Source organism: Mycobacterium sp. AZCC_0083 (assembly GCF_014202335.1).
Classification (GTDB): Bacteria; Actinomycetota; Actinomycetes; order Mycobacteriales; family Mycobacteriaceae; genus Mycobacterium.
Genome location: NZ_JACHGP010000009.1, coordinates 40,831 through 57,369, shown reverse-complemented (window position 1 = coordinate 57,369; position 16,539 = coordinate 40,831). Strand labels below are relative to the sequence as shown.

The window sequence follows — 16,539 nt, the reverse complement described above, 5'->3', positions numbered from 1 at the left end:
CGCGCGTCGTATCGCTGGGTGCGGCAGCCCCCCCGCCATCGCTCATGCGCTCAGACACTACCCAGGTAACGTTCAGCTCGCCGGGCTCTCGGCAATCCGGCACATTTGACGGAATTGGGTCTGCTCTTGCCCGCCCGTACCATTGGTCCGTGACTTCCACGGTGACGCGCGAGGCGCCGGCCACCGCCGACGACCGACGCGACGCGCGCACCTATCAGGTCCGGACCTACGGCTGCCAGATGAACGTGCACGACTCCGAGCGGCTCGCGGGCCTGCTGGAGGAGGCAGGTTACCGCCGCGCCGCCGACGGTGTCGATGCCGACGTCGTGGTGTTCAACACCTGCGCCGTGCGGGAGAACGCCGACAACAAGCTGTACGGCAACATCAGTCACCTGGTGCCCCGCAAGGAGGCCAACCCCGACATGCAGATCGCCGTCGGTGGGTGCCTTGCGCAGAAGGACCGCGATGCGGTGCTGCGGAAGGCACCGTGGGTCGACGTCGTGTTCGGCACGCACAACATCGGCTCACTGCCGACGCTGCTTGAACGCGCTCGGCACAACAAGGTCGCCCAGGTCGAGATCTTCGAAGCGTTGCAGGAATTCCCGTCGGCGCTGCCCGCCGCGCGGGAATCCAGCTATGCCGCATGGGTTTCCATCTCGGTGGGGTGCAACAACACCTGCACGTTCTGCATCGTGCCCGCGCTGCGCGGCAAGGAGGTCGACCGGCGACCCGGCGACGTTCTCGCCGAGGTGCAGTCGTTGGTCGATCAGGGCGTTCTCGAGGTCACCCTGCTCGGGCAGAACGTGAACGCGTACGGCGTATCGTTCGCCGACCCCGACATTCCGCGTGACCGCGGCGCATTCGCGAAGTTGCTGAAAGCGTGTGGGCGGGTCGAAGGACTGGAGCGGGTGCGGTTCACCTCGCCGCATCCGGCCGAGTTCACCGACGACGTCATCGAAGCCATGGCGGTCACCCCCAACGTCTGCCCGACGCTGCACATGCCGCTGCAGTCCGGATCGGACCGGATCCTGAAGGCGATGCGCCGTTCCTACCGCGCCGAGCGCTACCTCGGCATCATCGACAGGGTCCGCGCCGCGATCCCGAACGCCGCCATCACCACTGACCTCATCGTTGGATTTCCCGGCGAGACCGAAGAGGACTTCGCGGCAACGCTCGACGTCGTGGAGCGAGCCCGGTTCGCCACGGCCTTCACCTTCCAGTACTCCAAGCGACCGGGCACACCGGCGGCGGAGTTACCCGACCAACTGCCCAAAGCCGTTGTGCAGGAGCGTTATATGCGCCTTGTCGACCTGCAGGAGCGAATCTCCTGGGAGGAGAACCTCGCCAAGGTGGGCTCGACCGTCGAACTCCTGGTGGCCACCGGCGAGGGACGCAAGGACGCCAGCACCGCGCGGATGTCGGGCCGGGCCCGTGACGGCCGACTGGTGCACTTCGCGCCTGGCGGCCGCGACATCCGGCCCGGCGACGTCGTCACCACCACGGTGACCGCTGCCGCGCCGCATCACCTGATCGCCGACGCCGACATCTCCGACCATCGGCGGACCCGCGCGGGCGACGCACACGAGGCGGGGCGTCGCGTGACCACCAACGTCGGCCTCGGCATGCCAGCGGTGGGAGCACCACCCGCTCGACCGGTGACGACGGGGTGCGCCCTGTGACCGACCGCAACGCACCGGACTTCGACGACTTCAAGGGCGACATCGAGGACGCCGAGCGCCGCGTCGCACGCGAAATCGACCCAGGGTCGCGGGCACTGGTGGTCGCGATCCTGGTGTTCGTCATCCTGGCGTCGTTCGTCCTCCCGCACACCGGTGGTGCCAAGGGGATCGACGTTCTGGCAGGCGACGACGCGGCCATCCAGGCCGCGATAGCCCTGCCCTCGCGCGTGTTCGTCTGGCTGGTCCTGGTGTTCAGCGTGGGCTTCTCGATACTGGCCCTGCTGACCCGGCGCTGGGCCGTCGCATGGATCGCCCTTGCCGGATCGGCGGTGGCGTGCCCGCTGGGGATGCTGGCCGTGTGGTCCCGTCAGACGGTCGGCACGGCGCACCCGGGACCTGGCATCGGCCTGATCGTGGCCTGGATCGCGGTGATCCTGCTGACCTTCCACTGGGCGCGCGCGGTGTGGTCGCGCACGGCGGTGCAGCTGGCGGCCGAGGAGGAGCGCCGCAGGTACGTCGCCGAACGGCAGCCCAAGGGGCTGCTGGACGACAACGGCGACAACCCCGGTCCGGCCTAGCGCTTCTTGCCGAGCGCCTCGACCGCCGCCTCGGCCCATTCCCGCCACTGCGTGGCGTTCGCCCGCGCCTGCTCGGCGTCCTTGGTGCGGCCAGCGGCGTCGGCCTTGACGGCCTGCTGCTCGTATTGCTCGGCCCGAACCCGGAACTGGTCGGCCCTGGCCTGTGCCTCCGGATCCGTCCAGCCGGTCGATGCCGCGTCGCGAATCCGCTTCTCCACGACGCGTAGTCGACGCTCGAGCTCGGCGCCGCGTTCGCGGGGCACCTTGCCGATGGCGTCCCACTTGTCCTCGATCGCCCGCAGCGCCGCGCGCGCGGCGTCCGGATCGGTGCTGTCGATGGCCTCCGCCTGGGCGAGCAGCGTCTGCTTCGCGTCGGCGTTGGCACCGAATTCGGCGTCGCGCTCGGCGTTGGTGGCGTTGCGGGCCGAGAAGAACTTGTCCTGGGCGCCCTTGAACCGCGCCCACAATGCGTCGTCGACTTCCTTGGACGCCCGTCCCGCGGCCTTCCACTCCGTCAGGAGGTCGCGGAACGTCGCGCCGGTGGGGCCCCAGTCGGTCGAGTCGGAAAGCGCCTCAGCGCGTTCGCACAGGGCCTCCTTGGCCTGGCGCGCGCCGACCCGCTCACGGTCGAGTTCGGCGAAGTGCGACCCGCGCCGCCGGTTGAACGTCTCACGCGCCGCCGAGTACCGCTTCCAGAGCGCGTCGTCGGTCTTGCGGTCCAACCCCGTGATCGTGCGCCACTCGTCGAGGATCTCGCGCAGCCGGTCGCCCGCGGACTTCCACTGAGTGGACTCGGCGGCGATGGTCTCGGCCTCGACGGCCAATGCCTCCTTGTGGGCGGTCTGCGCGGCGCGGTGCTCGTCGCGCCGGGCCCGGTCCTCAAGGGCGCTGGCGTCGGCCTGGTCGACGATTGCGGTCAGCCGGGCAGCGAGCGCGTCGACGTCACCGAGCACCGACGCGGTCGGCAGGCTCTCGGCAATCTGGGCCGCCGCGGACTTGATCTTGCGCGCGTCGCCGGTGCCGGCCGCCAGGCGCCCCTCCATCAGCGCGACCTCGGTGTGCAGGTCGTCGTAGCGGCGACCGAAGTGCGCGAAGGCCGCCTCGTTGTCGCCGGCCTGCCACGACCCGATCTGACGTTCGCCCGCGGAGGTGATCAGCCAGACGGTGCCGTCCGGGTCGACGCGGCCGAATCGATGCGGGTCGGCGGTGACCACGGCCACGACCGGGGGTCGGCCGCCGGGCCTCGGGGCGGGCCGCGGTGGTCCTGGTCGGGGGGTGGGCTTGGGTGCCTCGCCTGACTCGCTGGTGGTCATATTCGTATCCTCGTGCCCTCCGCGGGGGCTAACCCCCGCTCCTGCCGCGCAACGCGGCGCCATCTAACGCTCTCGCACGCTATTGAAACAGGTCGCCGTGCGGCGTGCGCACGCCTTTGACTGAGCAGTTGCCTAGGCTCGGCTGCAACGAATGGGAGGTCGCAGGTGGACAAGGCGGACATCGCCGCCCTGCTGGCGCTCGGTGCGGCCTTCTTCATCGCGGTCGGCGACGTCATACATCAGCAGTCGGCGCACGACGTCACCGACGAACAGGTCAGCTCGCTCGGCCTGTTCACCCGGCTGCTGAAGGACCGTCAGTGGTGGCTCGGCAGCGCGGTGTCCGGTGCCGGATTCGCCCTGCAGGCGGCGGCGCTCGGCTTCGGGTCGGTGCTGCTGGTGCAGGCCGTGCTGGTGACGTCGCTGCTGTTCGCGTTGCCCATCAACGCCAGGCTGATGCATCGCCCGGTCAGCCGCTTCCAGTGGGTATGGGCTGCGCTGCTGGCCGCAGCGGTCGTGGTGATCGTGGTGGTCGGCAACCCGACGGAAGGTCACTCGCGTGCGTCGTTCGAGACCTGGACCTTGGTGTTGTTGGTGCTCGGCCCCGCGCTCCTGGCCTGTGTGGTCGGCGCGAGGATCTTCTCCGGGCCCGTGAGCGCGGTGCTGCTGGCGATCGTGTCCGGGGTGCTGTGGGGGCTGTTCGCGGTGCTCACCAAGGGAGTCGTCGACCGTCTGGACGAAGGCATCGTGACCGTGCTGAAGACGCCGGAGCTGTACGCCTGGGTGGCGGTGGCCGTCGCGGGCACCGCCTGGCAGCAGGCGTCGTTCCGGGCAGGCGCGCTCACCGCCTCGCTGCCCACCATGACCATCACCGAGCCGATCGTGGGGTCGGTGCTCGGCGTCGTGGTGCTCGGCGAGGCGTTGCGCCCTGGCGAGGCCGGATGGTTCACGCTGGCGGTGGCCGTCACGGTGATGGTGGTGGCCACGGCAGCCCTCGCGCGCGGGGAGGCCGCGACGATGGGCGCCGACGAAGCCGCCGAACGAACCGGTGGCTAGCGTGGATTCGTGCTGAGCGCCATCGCGATCATCCCTTCGCCGCCCGTGCTGGTGCCCGAGCTCGCGTCCGGTGCCGCCGATGAACTGGCCGACCTGCGCGAAGCCGTATTCGGTGCCGCAGCGGCGCTTCCTGACCGCTGGGTGGCCGTCGGGGTCGGATCAGTCGACGCGGTCATCGCGTCCGATGCGGTCGGCACGTTCGCCGGGTATGGCGTCGACGTGCCCGTCGCACTGGCACCAGGGGGTTCCGGCGCGCCGTCCGACCTTCCGCTGTGTGCGCTCATCGCCGGCTGGGTGCGGGGACGGGTCAGCCCTCGGGCGCGGGCCGAGGTCCTGGTCCATGCCCACGACCATGGGGTGGATACCGCGATGGCCCGCGGTCGGACCCTGCGCGCCGAGATCGACGGGGCTGCCGACGCGGTCGGCGTGCTGGTGGTCGCCGACGGCGCCCACACGCTCGACCCGACTGCACCTGGCGGCTACGACCCCGATTCGGCGTCGGTTCAGGCTGCCCTCGACGATGCGCTGGCCTGCGGTGACACGGCCGCGCTGGCCACGCTGCCGGCCGGTGTGATCGGCCGGGTCGCCTATCAGGTGCTGGCGGGACTGGCCCAACCGGCGCCCGTGTCGGCCCGCGAGTGGTACCGCGGGGCGCCGTACGGGGTCGGGTACTTCGCAGGGGTGTGGATTCCATGAGGCCCATCGCGATCGTTGGGCCGACGGGCACCGGGAAGTCCGCGCTGGCCCTCGACGTGGCGGAGCGGGTCGGCGGCGAGATCGTGAATGCCGATGCCATGCAGCTCTATCGGGGGATGGACATCGGCACCGCCAAGCTGTCGGTTGCCGAACGTCGCGGCATCCCGCACCACCAACTGGACCTGCTCGACGTGACGCAGACCGCGACCGTGGCCCGCTACCAGCAGGCGGCCGCCGCCGACGTCGAAGCCATTGCCGCCGGGGGAGCGGTGCCGGTTCTGGTCGGCGGCTCGATGCTGTACCTGCAGTCGCTCTTGGACGACTGGGTGTTCCCGGCGACCGATCCGGAGGTGCGCGCGCGCTGGGAGGAGCGCCTGGCCGAGGTCGGCGTGGGCGCCCTGCACGAGGAACTTGCCCGGGTCGACGCGGCGGCCGCCACGTCGATCCTGCCCACCGACGGGCGTCGGATCGTGCGCGCGCTGGAAGTGGTGGAGTTGACGGGCCAGCCGTTCGCCGCGTCGGCGCCGACGATCGGCGCGCCGCGATGGAACACCGTCATCGTCGGATTGGACTGGGACACCACACTTCTCGACGAACGCCTGGCGCTGCGCACCGACACCATGTTCGCCGACGGTCTGGTCGGCGAGGTCACCGCGCTGCTCGATGAGGGCCTGCGCGACGGCGTCACCGCGGCGCGGGCGCTGGGTTACGCGCAGGTACTCGAGGCGCTCGACGCAGGCGGTGGCGACGCAGCACTCGCCGAGGCGCGCGAGCGGACCTTCATCGGAACCCGGCGCTACGTGCGCCGCCAGCGGTCGTGGTTCCGCCGCGATCACCGCATCCACTGGCTGGACGGATCGGCGGAGAACAACGTGGATGCGGCGCTTCGGGCGTGGCGGGAGCTCCCGATCTAAGGCGGCGTGTTGGCGCTCGCCACTCCGGCGGAGGGCGGTATCTCGCGCTTTTTACGGAGTGGGGCTTCCGGGCGACCACTTTTTATGTTAAGAATCCTTACGAATGCATATGTAAAGAAACTTTCCTAACAATTAAACGGGCTACAGCGAGCTACAGGAGCCTGCATGACCAAGAAGTCGAAGATCGCGATTGCCTGCGGCGCCGCGCTGGTGCTGGTGTTGGCGCTCGTCGTCGTCATCACGTTCAGGACCAGTCAGCAGCACGGGCCCGAAGCGGCAAAGTCGCAGGGCCTGAACATCATCGGTGCGCAAGGCTGGCAGGTGCTCACGACGGCGAGCGTGCCGGATGACGGAAGCAAGGTGTCGAAACCCGGCTATTCGACTTCCGCCTGGCTACCGGTGAAGCCCGACGACGCGGGCGCCCCCGGCACCGAGATCAACGCCCTGGTGCAGAACGACAAGTGCCCGGACGTCTACTTCTCCGACAACATGCGCAAGTGCTTCGGCTACGTCGAAAAGCTTGGTCCCGTCATCACGAAACCCTTCTCCGACCCGTGGTGGTATCGCACCGAGTTCACGCCAGGGTTCACATCGGGCCAGACCGCGAAACTGACGGTCCCTGGCATCGTCGGTGAAGGCGACGTCTGGCTGAACGGAACGCAGGTCGCCGCCAAGGACGTGGTGAGCGGCGCCTTCGCCTCGCACACCTTCGACGTCACCAAGCTGGTGACGTCGGGGCCAAACACCCTGGCGATCAAGGTCTATCCCAACGACCCGATGAAGATGTTCACGCTGGACGAGGTGGACTGGAACCAGATCCCGCCAGACAACAACACGGGCATTCAGTTCCCGCCGACGCTTCAGGTATCCGACGCGCTCACCGGCGACAACGCTCACGTCGTGCAGGACAACGCTGCCGACCTGTCGAGTTCGTCGCTGACCGTGAAGCTCGACGTCACCAACAACGCCGACGCCCCGCAGACCGGTGACGTCAAGGCGACCGTCACGCCGCCGGCGGGCGAGCCGATCGTCGTCACACAGACCGTGACGATTTCTGCGAAGACGACGCAGACGGTGTCCTTCGATCCGGCGACCTTCGGTGCGCTGAAGATCAGCAAGCCCATGGTGTGGTGGCCCTACTCGATGGGTGATCAGCCGCTGTACACGCTCGACACTGCGGTCTCGCAGAACGACGTCGTCTCCACGTCCTCGACGAGCACCTTCGGTATCCGCACGATCGGCTCCCGCCTGGTCGGGAAGTCACCAGCGATGCCAGAAGGTGCGCGGCAGTTCTCGATCAACGGCAAGGACTTCGTGTTTCGTGGCGGCGGGTTCGCTCCGGACCTCTTCCTGCGATACGACAAGTCGGCCATCGCCCATCAAATCGCGCTGATCAAGAACATGGGACTGTCCGGCGTCCGGCTCGAGGGCCACGACATGCCGCAGGACTTCTACGACCAGACTGACCGGGCCGGCCTGTTGGTGATCGGCGGGTTCCTGTGCTGCGACGCCTGGCAGCCCGAGGACGCGTCCACGCTGACCGAGCGCGACTATCGAATCATGCACGACTCGGCCAATGGCGTCGCCCGCATGGAACGCAACCATCCGAGCGTGTTCACCTACGGCTGGAGTGACAACGAGCCCGTGCCGCGGCAGGAGAGCGAGACGCTGAATGCGTTCAAGGAGGCCGACTTTCAAGTGCCGCTGACCGCCTCGGCGGAGTACAAGAGCACGCCAACGCTCGGGAACGCCGGGGAGAAGGAGGGCCCGTACGACGGGGTGCCGCCCGCCTATTGGTACGACAGTTCGCACTTCGACCCCGCCGACGACAGCCGCACCAACGCCGGTGGTTCGTGGGGTTTTGCAAGCGAACAAAGCGCAGGGCACACCGTGCCCACCCTTGACTCGATCCGACGCTTCTTGTCACCAGTCGAGCAGCAGAAGCTGTGGCAGGAGCCGACTTACAACCAATACCACGCGAACTTCGAACCAGACGTCGGCGGCTACGCGTTCGGCACGCTGGCCACGTTGGACACGGCGATCACGCAGCGCTACGGGCAATGGAACTCTCTGGAGTCCTACGTCCAACTCGCGCAGATCGCGAACTACGAGAACACCCGCTCGCAGTTCGAATCCTTCCTGCACCACTCGACGGACGAGACCAACCCGTCGACCGGCGTCGTCTACTGGATGCTCAACAAGGGCTGGCCAACGCTGCTGTGGTCGCTGTACAACGACGACGGCGATCAGGCGGGCGCGTACTTCGGCGCGCAGAAGGCCAACAAGCCGCTGCACGCGATCTACGGTTACGACAACGGCCAGGTGACCGTCGACAACCTCGGGGCTGCAACGCAATCCGGGCTCTCGGTGCAGGCCAAGGTCTACGACACCGCGGGCAAGGTGCTCGACGACCAGACTTCCGCCGACATCAGCCTCGACGGCCAGGGCGTCAAGACCGGTGTTCTCACACCGAAGGTGCCCGCCGAGACGAATTCACCCGCCCCGGCCCAGGTGTACTTCGTCGACCTGCAACTCAAACAGGACGGCAAGATCGTCGACCGCAATGTCTACTGGCTGTCCACCCAGAAGGACGTGGTCGACTGGACCAAGACCCTCGGCAACCCACAGGCGACGCTTTCGCAGTACGGCAATCTCCAAGGCCTGCGCAATCTGCCGAAGTCGCAGTTCGGCGCCGTCGCGACGACGAAGCCGGGGCCCGGACCCAACGGCGACGACACCGTCACCACGGTCACCGTGACGAACACGTCGACGACCCCGGCGGTCGCGTTCTTCCTGCGCGCCGACGTGCGCCGTGGGACGTCGGACGGCGTGGTCGCCTCCGGTGACAATCAGCTCGCCAAGGCAACGTGGGACGACAACGACGTCACGTTGTGGCCGGGCGAATCGCAGACGCTGACCGCCACCTACAAGGCAGCCGACCTTGGCGGGGCTGAACCGCTGGTCAGCGTCGGCGGGCTCAACACCGATCAGATCGTGGCGAGAGCCAACCAATGATCGAGTCCTTGGGACAAAACCGCACCACACGGATCGGACGTATCCTGATCAGGTGAAGTTCGCCAAGGGGCACGGCACGCAGAACGACTTCGTGCTGCTTCCCGACCTCGACGCCCGCATTGCGCTGGCACCCCCCGCGGTGGCCGCGCTGTGCGACCGTCGGCAGGGACTCGGTGCCGACGGCGTGCTGCGCGTGACGACGGCCGGCGCCGCACTGACCGCTGGCGTGTTCGACCGCCTGCCGGAGGGCGTGCAGGCCGGCGACTGGTACATGGACTACCGCAACGCCGACGGATCGCTCGCGCAGATGTGCGGCAACGGTGTCCGGGTCTTCGCGCACTACCTGCGCGCCTCCGGACTCGAGGGCCGCGACGAGTTCGTGGTGGGCTCGCTAGCAGGTCCGCGTCCAGTCGTGCTGCACTCGGTGAATCCGCTGGCAGCCGACGTCACCGTCGAGATGGGCAAGGCCAACCAGGTCGGCACCGGCTCCGCGGTCGTGGGCGGGCGCGAATTCACCGGCTTGGCCGTCGACGTGGGCAACCCGCACCTGGCGTGCGTCGACCCGACACTCACGGCCGCCGACCTGCGCGCACTCGACGTGGCAGCGCCCGTTCGGTTCGACTCCGCGCAGTTCCCCGACGGCGTCAACGTCGAGGTGCTCACCACGCCGGTCGACGGTGCGGTGTCGATGCGGGTGCACGAGCGTGGCGTCGGTGAGACCCGTTCCTGCGGAACCGGCACGGTGGCCGCCGCGGTCGCCGCACTGCACCATCGGGGGGACTCCACGGGCACGTTGCGGGTGCGGATCCCCGGCGGCGAGGTCGACGTCACCGTCACCGATGCCACCAGTTTCCTGCGCGGGCCGTCGATGCTCGTTGCGGACGGCGACATCTCAGATGCTTGGTGGCAAGCCCACGCGTGATTTATTCGGATGCATACGTGGGTCCCGCCGTGACACCATCGGAAACCACATATGACTGAACACAACAACACTAGGTCCGACGACCACCGCTCCATTCCGAGCGTCGGCGAACTCGCACTCGAAGACCGCGCGGCACTGCGCCGCGTGGCCGGCCTATCGACCGAGCTCACCGACGTCTCAGAGGTCGAGTACCGCCAGCTGCGCCTGGAACGCGTTGTCCTGGTTGGTATCTGGACCGATGGGAGCGCGGCCGACGCCCAGGCCAGCCTCGCCGAACTGGCCGCCCTTGCCGAGACGGCGGGCTCAGAGGTGCTCGAAGGGCTGATCCAGCGGCGTGACAAGCCGGATGCGTCCACCTACATCGGCTCCGGCAAGGCTGCCGAACTGCGCGAGATCGTGACGGCCACCGGCGCCGACACCGTGATCTGTGACGGCGAGCTGACTCCAGGGCAGCTCAACGCGCTGGAGAAGGCGGTCAAGGTCAAGGTCGTCGACCGCACCGCCCTGATCCTCGACATCTTCGCCCAGCACGCCACGTCCGCGGAGGGCAAGGCGCAGGTCGCCTTTGCGCAGATGCAGTACATGCTGCCAAGGCTGCGCGGCTGGGGTGAGTCGATGTCGCGCCAGGGTGGCGGCGCAGGCGGCAGCAGCGGTGGCGTTGGCACGCGCGGACCCGGCGAGACCAAGATCGAAACCGACCGCCGCCGGATTCGCGAGCGCATGTCCAAGCTGCGGCGCGAGATCAAGGACATGAAGAAGATCCGCGATACCCAGCGGGGCCGCCGGCTGCAGAGCGACGTGGCGTCGATCGCGATCGTCGGCTACACCAACGCGGGCAAGTCCAGCCTGCTCAACGCACTCACCGGCGCTGGCGTGCTCGTCGAGAACGCGTTGTTCGCCACGCTCGAACCCACCACGCGCCGTGGGCAATTCGACGACGGACGGCCCTTCGTGCTGACCGATACCGTCGGCTTCGTGCGACATCTACCCACACAGTTGGTCGAGGCGTTCCGCTCGACGCTGGAGGAGGTCGTCGACGCCGAACTGTTGGTGCACGTGATCGACGGTTCGGACGTCAACCCGCTGGCTCAGGTCAACGCGGTGCGTCAAGTCGTCAACGACGTGATCCGGGAGTACGACATCGCGCCGCCGCCGGAACTGTTGGTGGTCAACAAGACCGACGCGGCAAGTGGTTTGGTGCTGGCCCAGCTGCGGCGCGAGTTGCCGGACGCCGTGTTCATCTCGGCCCACACCGGCGACGGCCTCGACCGGCTACGCAGCCGGATGGGCGAGCTCGTCGTGCCCAGAGACGCGACCGTGGACGTCACCATTCCCTACGACCGCGGCGATCTCGTTGCGCGAATGCACGCCGACGGGCGGATCGATGCGACCGAGCACACCGACGAGGGCACGCGCATCAAGGCGCGGGTGCCGGTTCCGCTGGCTGCCAGCCTCCGCGACTTCGCAACGTTCTAGAGCGGCATGCAGTACCGCGCCTGATCCCGGAAGCGTATGTAGGCCGGGTCATTCGAGCGCAGACTCGAGATCCGTTCGACCGCGTTGTCGAACCCTTCGATCCGTCGCAGCGCGCTGCCGACGGCGCCGAGATCGTCGTAGGCGTCGGCGATCGTGCGCCGGGTGTAGGTCTTCTGCTGTAGCCGGGCGAACAACACGTTGCGCTGATAGTTCACCCAGCGCTGGCGACCCTCCGCGTAGGCCGGGCTGTCGCGGTAGGTGATCACGACCCTGGTGCCGGAATGCAGTCGGCGTCGGTACGTGCCGTCCGCACAGGGCAGTTTGGCCGCGTCGGTCAGCTTCAGGTGCGCCAACGAGATCTGATCCTCCTTGACGTTGAGGATTTCGCGGCACTCGACGAAGCGATCGATGGTCACCGCCGCCCCGAAGCAGTCCGCAGGCCGGATGCCGACGATCTCGAGGTAGGCCACCAGCACCTCCTGCGGCGTCGACGGCAGATAGGGAAACGGTGACGGGGCTTCCGGAAGTCGTTGTGGCCGTGGATGAACGGCCACCGCGACGGCTGACCAGTTGAGCACCTCCACGTGCGTGCCCGTGACACCGTCGAAGGGGACGGCGATCGGGCCCGTTGGCGGTGGGGTTGCGCCCGCGGTGTGAATCACGCTGACGCCCTGCACCCTTGCGTAGACGTCGGCGGACTCGCTGCTCAGCTCGTCGCCGCCGAACCAGCTGTCGGACCCCTGCATGACGACCTCGCGGGCGATGCCGAGGCACTGGCCGGGTTGGATGTCCGCACCCGTCATCCAGGCCAGCGCCAGATCCTCGTCGAGCACCGAAGGATCGCCCTTGCGGCGGCTCGCCCAGCGTGCCTCGCCGTCGAACCGATCGCGGCGTGGCGGCGCCGCAGGAGGGAGCGGTGACGACGGTGTGTGCACTCCCATATGCACGATGTCCCACTCGACCACCCGCCCTGCCTCGGTGCCAGGCATCTTCGGGTCGAGCCGGTCCGGCACGCGGTACACGCCGAAGACCAGATCGGGTCGGGCTGCGAGCCCGGACCGGGCGAGATGGTCGGCGAGATCCTGGAACTGGGCGCTGCCGCGGGTGGCGATCCGGGTCAGCACCGGTGTCGTGCGATGCGGGGCCAGGTACGGGCGCCGGGCGTCTTCGCGGGCCGCGCGCTCGCTCTCGACGATCTGGCTGCGTTGCTCGGGATCGAGGTCGGGACCGAATTCGCTGCCGATTCCCAACAGCGCCTTCGGGTCTGCGAGGTTGTAGGCGGTCTCCTTGAGATCGCGGAGCGAGTTCTTGAGTTCGTCTCGGATGCTTGGGGGATTGCGGGCCGCCTCGCTCGGCTTGATTGCGTCGGGGACCGTGCCCCAGAAGTAAGCGCCTGCGGGACCACCGAGCACCTCGGCATCGAGCCGCGCCTGGTGCTCGGCCCGCGACCGTTCCCACTCCGCATCCGCCAGGTCGGTGCCCGTGGCGACGCGGGCCATGTTCGCCTCGTACCGCTGCGCCATCTCCGCCTCGATGGCCGCCTGCTCCTCTGGCGACTTCTGGTCCCACTTCTTTTGCAGGCGTTTGGCGTACATATCCCGAAGGCCCATCGCCTGAGTATCACCAGTCGTCGCCGACTGTGGGGGATGTGTGCAAAAAAACAGCCGAGATCCGCGCAAAACCCGCACAGTCGTGCGACGTGCGCGACGCTACGCCAGCTCGAAGACCTCGGCCGCGGGTGTTGCCATGACCCGTTGCGCCAGTTGTGCTTTCAGCCCGACGAGGCGGCGCTCCTGTGCATCGGTGCGGTCGTCGGTCCTGGCCAGATCGATGAACTCCTCGGTGACGAAGCCGTCGCGCAGCAGAAGCGTCACCCCGGTGCCGATCTCGAACACGAAGTCCTCCACCAGCCGTCCCCGGTCAGCGCGGAGCAACGTGCGGTCCACGGTGTAGCGGCCGTCGGCGACCGCGCGCGTCACCGCCTCGAATCCGTCCCGTGCGCCAGGACCGCGAAACGCGGTGCGCACGATGATCGAACGACGCTCGGGTCGTGCGTCGGGGAGAGCAGGTCGAATGCGCGCTGCATCGCCTTGAACGCGACCGCGACGCCGGCTGGTGACCCCGGGCCGTGGTAGCGGATCATGTCGTCGAACGAGAAGATGATGGTCCGGCCGAGCTCGGCTACCCCGATGGTTTCTGTCATGGGGCTGCGCACCGGTGCCTATCCTGTTGCAGCGTCTCTGTCAGCGGACGCGGCCGATTAGTCTCGCTTCGAGATCGTCGCAGCCGAGGATGTCGGCGTAATCGAGGCGACCTTCGCGAGCCGCGTCGACCGACAGCATCGCCGGGGCCGCGGCGACATATTCGAGTAGTTCGGCGATGGGCATCGGCCGACCGCAGAAGTAACCCTGTGCCACGGTGCAGCCGTAGGAGGCAAGGGCTACCGCCGTTTCGTGGTTCTCGACGCCTTCCGCCACCACCGTCAGACCCAGGGTGTCAGCGAGATTGATCACCGTGCGGACGATTGCCGCCGCGCGGAGATCCGCGGTGATCGGTGCGATGAAGGAACGGTCGAGCTTGACCTCATCAATGGGTAGCTCACGCAAATACGACAACGCCGAATAGCCCGTGCCGAAATCATCGATGGCGATGCGGACGCCCAACGCGTGCAGGTCATCGAGCACCTTGAGGGCACGGATCAGGTTGCCAAGGAGGAAGTCTTCGGTGATTTCTACGACCAGTAGACCCGGGCTCAGGTCGCGGCGGGACAACGCGTCTGCGATCCGCAGCGGCAGATCGAGATCTTCGAGACTTGGCGGGAACAGATTTACCGCAACGGGCAGCGGGAAACCGCGTTCACGCAAGTGCGCGGCGCCGTCGAGTGCCTGATCGAGAACGGCCATCGTCATCGCGTGCATGAGACCGTTCTGTTGCACCGTGGGAAGGAAATGTTCCGGTGCCATCAGTCCACGCTCTGGGTGATCCCAACGGACCAGGGCTTCCACGCCGACGATTGCGCCCGATCGCATATCGACCTTCGGCTGATAGTGCACGCACAGTTCGCGTTTCACCACCGCAGTACGCAGTTGGTCGAGCAGCCGCATTCCAGCGCGGGTGGTTTCGAGCGATCCATCGCCTGCGACTTCCGGGGTGTAGAGCAGATAGCCGACCTGCTGCCGTTTAGCGCGATACATCGCGATGTCAGCGTGGCGAAGCATCGTGCCGACGTCATGGCCGTGCGTCGGGCTGATCGCAATGCCAATACTGCCCGCGACCTGTACCCGCAGGCCTTCCAGCGGCACCGGTTCTTCCACAACGGTGCACAACCTGATTGCCACCTGGGTTGCGCCCGCGACGTCGGCGTCGGGCAGGAGCACGGCGAACTCATCACCGCCGAGGCGGACGAGCAGGTCCTCGTCGCGCAGGCTGGCGTTCAACCGTGCGGCGATGACACACAGCAGTTTGTCTCCTGCGGCGTGGCCCAGCGAGTCGTTGACGTCCTTGAAGTGGTCGAGATCCAAAAGCAGCAGTGCCGGCGAACGCAATCCACTGACTCCGTGGCCCTTGCCGGGTAGCAACAGGCCCGCTCGGGCATAGAAGCCGCGTCGATTGGGTAGCCCGGTCAGGTCGTCGGTCCGCGCCAGATAGGCGTGCTCGCCCGAGGGACCCGACTCCCAGTATGCGGCCAGTATGCGGCCCATCGACGCCAGCACCGTAGCGAGCGCGAAATACGTCGCAGCCGGTGTCACTTTGATGTAGTCGTCGAGTATCAGAATGAAGAGGCCCAAGTAGGTGGCCAGGATCGGTAAGGCCAAGGACACTGCGCGCGGAACACGGGCGATTGAGGGCCGGCGATGCCGCCCAGCCGCCAACGCGGTGACGGTGGCTGCGACGACCCACCCCGCGTCGAGGAACCCGCCCGACCAGTAGCTGTCCTCGGCCACTTGAATCGCATAGGCCGAATCCAGGACTTGGGTCATTGCCAACCCCAGACCGAGCCACAACAAACCCGGCGGCGGGTGCCACCGGAACAGCGCACACGCGGCAAGGATGGTGGCCAACAGCAGGATGTCCAGCATCGGATAGGAAAGATTCGTCGCCATCGCGGCGACACTGCCGCTCAATCCTGACAACACCGGGGGTAGCACGAGCGCAGACGTGACCGAGGCGGTTCCCAATCCCACCAAGAGTCCGTCCAACCCGACGCTCAATGGGAACTGGGCGACCCGAGATCGCACGAGCAACACCGTTGCGAGGAAGACGCACGGGTAGAACGCCAGCCACAGCGCATCCGCCACTGTTGGGAAGGGTTCCGGGACGATCTGATGGACGAACCAGGACCAGTAGGTGTTCGCAAGCGCCTGGCACGCCAAGGCTGCCGCGACAAGCTGCCAGACGCGCCGATCGGGGCTGCACGGACGAATCCGTACCAGGCATAGCGCCGCGGCAGCGCCCAGGGCGAGGTTCTGCCAGATCCCGTCGATCCACCACGAGTAATCGCGGTCCCCACGAATTGGAGGCAATGTCGTGCACAGAAACGTTGCGATGATCGACAGCAGGGCGAATTGCGCTGGTCGGCGCCATTGTCGGCTCGCCCGCGCCTCATTCGGATCAGGTGGCAGCGGCCTGACGGTCTTCGGTATCAACGCAACGATGGCTGCGATCATCTGGCAAATCCGCACGTCGCCCCCAAACGGGCCGAAGTAACTAGCATCTCGAGCCCAAACTGTGTCGGTGTGAGTACCCTACATCAGCGCTACGCATGAGTTATGAGCAATGTTCCCCGCGGGGAACATTGGCGGGCGGGTGCCGTAACAGAGAACGACTTGGTCGGAACCTGTCGATTTTGGCAACCAAATCCCAGCGCATTCGTCGTCGACAGCATTTGGCAAG

13 protein-coding genes are annotated in these 16,539 nt (G+C 67.4%); 8 read left to right on the top strand and 5 right to left on the bottom strand.

What is annotated here, in order from left to right:
- Positions 1-149: 149 nt before the first annotated feature.
- Together miaB and HNP02_RS22370 are read left to right on the top strand one after the other, a co-directional pair.
- Positions 150-1,679, top strand: coding sequence for a tRNA (N6-isopentenyl adenosine(37)-C2)-methylthiotransferase MiaB (gene miaB, locus HNP02_RS22375; RefSeq protein ID WP_309241661.1), 1,530 nt, complete (start codon positions 150-152; stop codon positions 1,677-1,679).
- Entirely contained in the window at positions 1,667-2,257 is a 591-nt protein-coding gene (locus tag HNP02_RS22370) for a hypothetical protein (protein WP_184442684.1), read from the top strand. Before miaB ends, HNP02_RS22370 begins: the two co-directional genes overlap by 13 nt.
- Here the strand turns inward: HNP02_RS22370 and HNP02_RS22365 are convergent.
- The gene (locus tag HNP02_RS22365) at positions 2,254-3,570 is read right to left on the bottom strand and encodes a DUF349 domain-containing protein (RefSeq protein WP_184442683.1); all 1,317 of its coding nucleotides are present in this window, start codon (positions 3,568-3,570) and stop codon (positions 2,254-2,256) included. The genes HNP02_RS22370 and HNP02_RS22365 overlap by 4 nt on opposite strands.
- A 165-nt stretch (positions 3,571-3,735) precedes the next feature.
- On the opposite strand from HNP02_RS22365, the gene HNP02_RS22360 reads away from it, so the two are divergent.
- From HNP02_RS22360 to hflX, 6 genes are all read left to right on the top strand, one after another.
- Complete coding sequence (locus tag HNP02_RS22360) at positions 3,736-4,623, top strand: DMT family transporter (protein ID WP_184442682.1); 888 nt, start codon at positions 3,736-3,738, stop codon at positions 4,621-4,623.
- 9 nt (positions 4,624-4,632) lie between these two features.
- Positions 4,633-5,319: a hypothetical protein gene (locus HNP02_RS22355; protein ID WP_184442681.1), complete on the top strand. Its 687-nt coding sequence runs from the start codon at positions 4,633-4,635 to the stop codon at positions 5,317-5,319.
- Complete coding sequence (gene miaA / locus HNP02_RS22350) at positions 5,316-6,233, top strand: tRNA (adenosine(37)-N6)-dimethylallyltransferase MiaA (protein ID WP_184442680.1); 918 nt, start codon at positions 5,316-5,318, stop codon at positions 6,231-6,233. Before HNP02_RS22355 ends, miaA begins: the two co-directional genes overlap by 4 nt.
- A 165-nt stretch (positions 6,234-6,398) precedes the next feature.
- Positions 6,399-9,248 carry a beta-mannosidase gene (locus HNP02_RS22345; protein ID WP_184442679.1) on the top strand — a complete coding sequence of 950 codons (2,850 nt, stop codon included), beginning with the start codon at positions 6,399-6,401 and terminating at the stop codon, positions 9,246-9,248.
- A gap of 52 nt (positions 9,249-9,300) precedes the next feature.
- Positions 9,301-10,170 (top strand): diaminopimelate epimerase, encoded by an 870-nt coding sequence (gene dapF / locus HNP02_RS22340; RefSeq protein ID WP_184442678.1) that lies wholly within the window; start codon positions 9,301-9,303, stop codon positions 10,168-10,170.
- Positions 10,171-10,221: 51 nt separating this feature from the next.
- Positions 10,222-11,646, top strand: a complete 1,425-nt coding sequence (gene hflX, locus HNP02_RS22335) for a GTPase HflX (RefSeq protein ID WP_184442677.1) — start codon at positions 10,222-10,224, stop codon at positions 11,644-11,646.
- On the opposite strand, the gene HNP02_RS22330 is transcribed toward hflX, so the two are convergent.
- The 4 genes from HNP02_RS22330 to HNP02_RS22320 form a co-directional block, all read right to left on the bottom strand.
- A complete protein-coding gene (locus tag HNP02_RS22330) occupies positions 11,643-13,256 on the bottom strand; it encodes a hypothetical protein (protein ID WP_184442676.1) in 1,614 nt (537 codons plus the stop codon). The genes hflX and HNP02_RS22330 overlap by 4 nt on opposite strands.
- Before the next feature lie 99 nt (positions 13,257-13,355).
- A complete protein-coding gene (locus HNP02_RS42930) occupies positions 13,356-13,625 on the bottom strand; it encodes a hypothetical protein (RefSeq protein WP_255506822.1) in 270 nt (89 codons plus the stop codon).
- Positions 13,622-13,849, bottom strand: coding sequence for a hypothetical protein (locus HNP02_RS42925; protein ID WP_255506821.1), 228 nt, complete (start codon positions 13,847-13,849; stop codon positions 13,622-13,624). The genes HNP02_RS42930 and HNP02_RS42925 overlap by 4 nt, the downstream gene beginning before the upstream one ends.
- 40 nt (positions 13,850-13,889) lie before the next feature.
- Entirely contained in the window at positions 13,890-16,313 is a 2,424-nt protein-coding gene (locus tag HNP02_RS22320) for a bifunctional diguanylate cyclase/phosphodiesterase (RefSeq protein ID WP_184442675.1), read from the bottom strand.
- Positions 16,314-16,539: the final 226 nt, after the last annotated feature.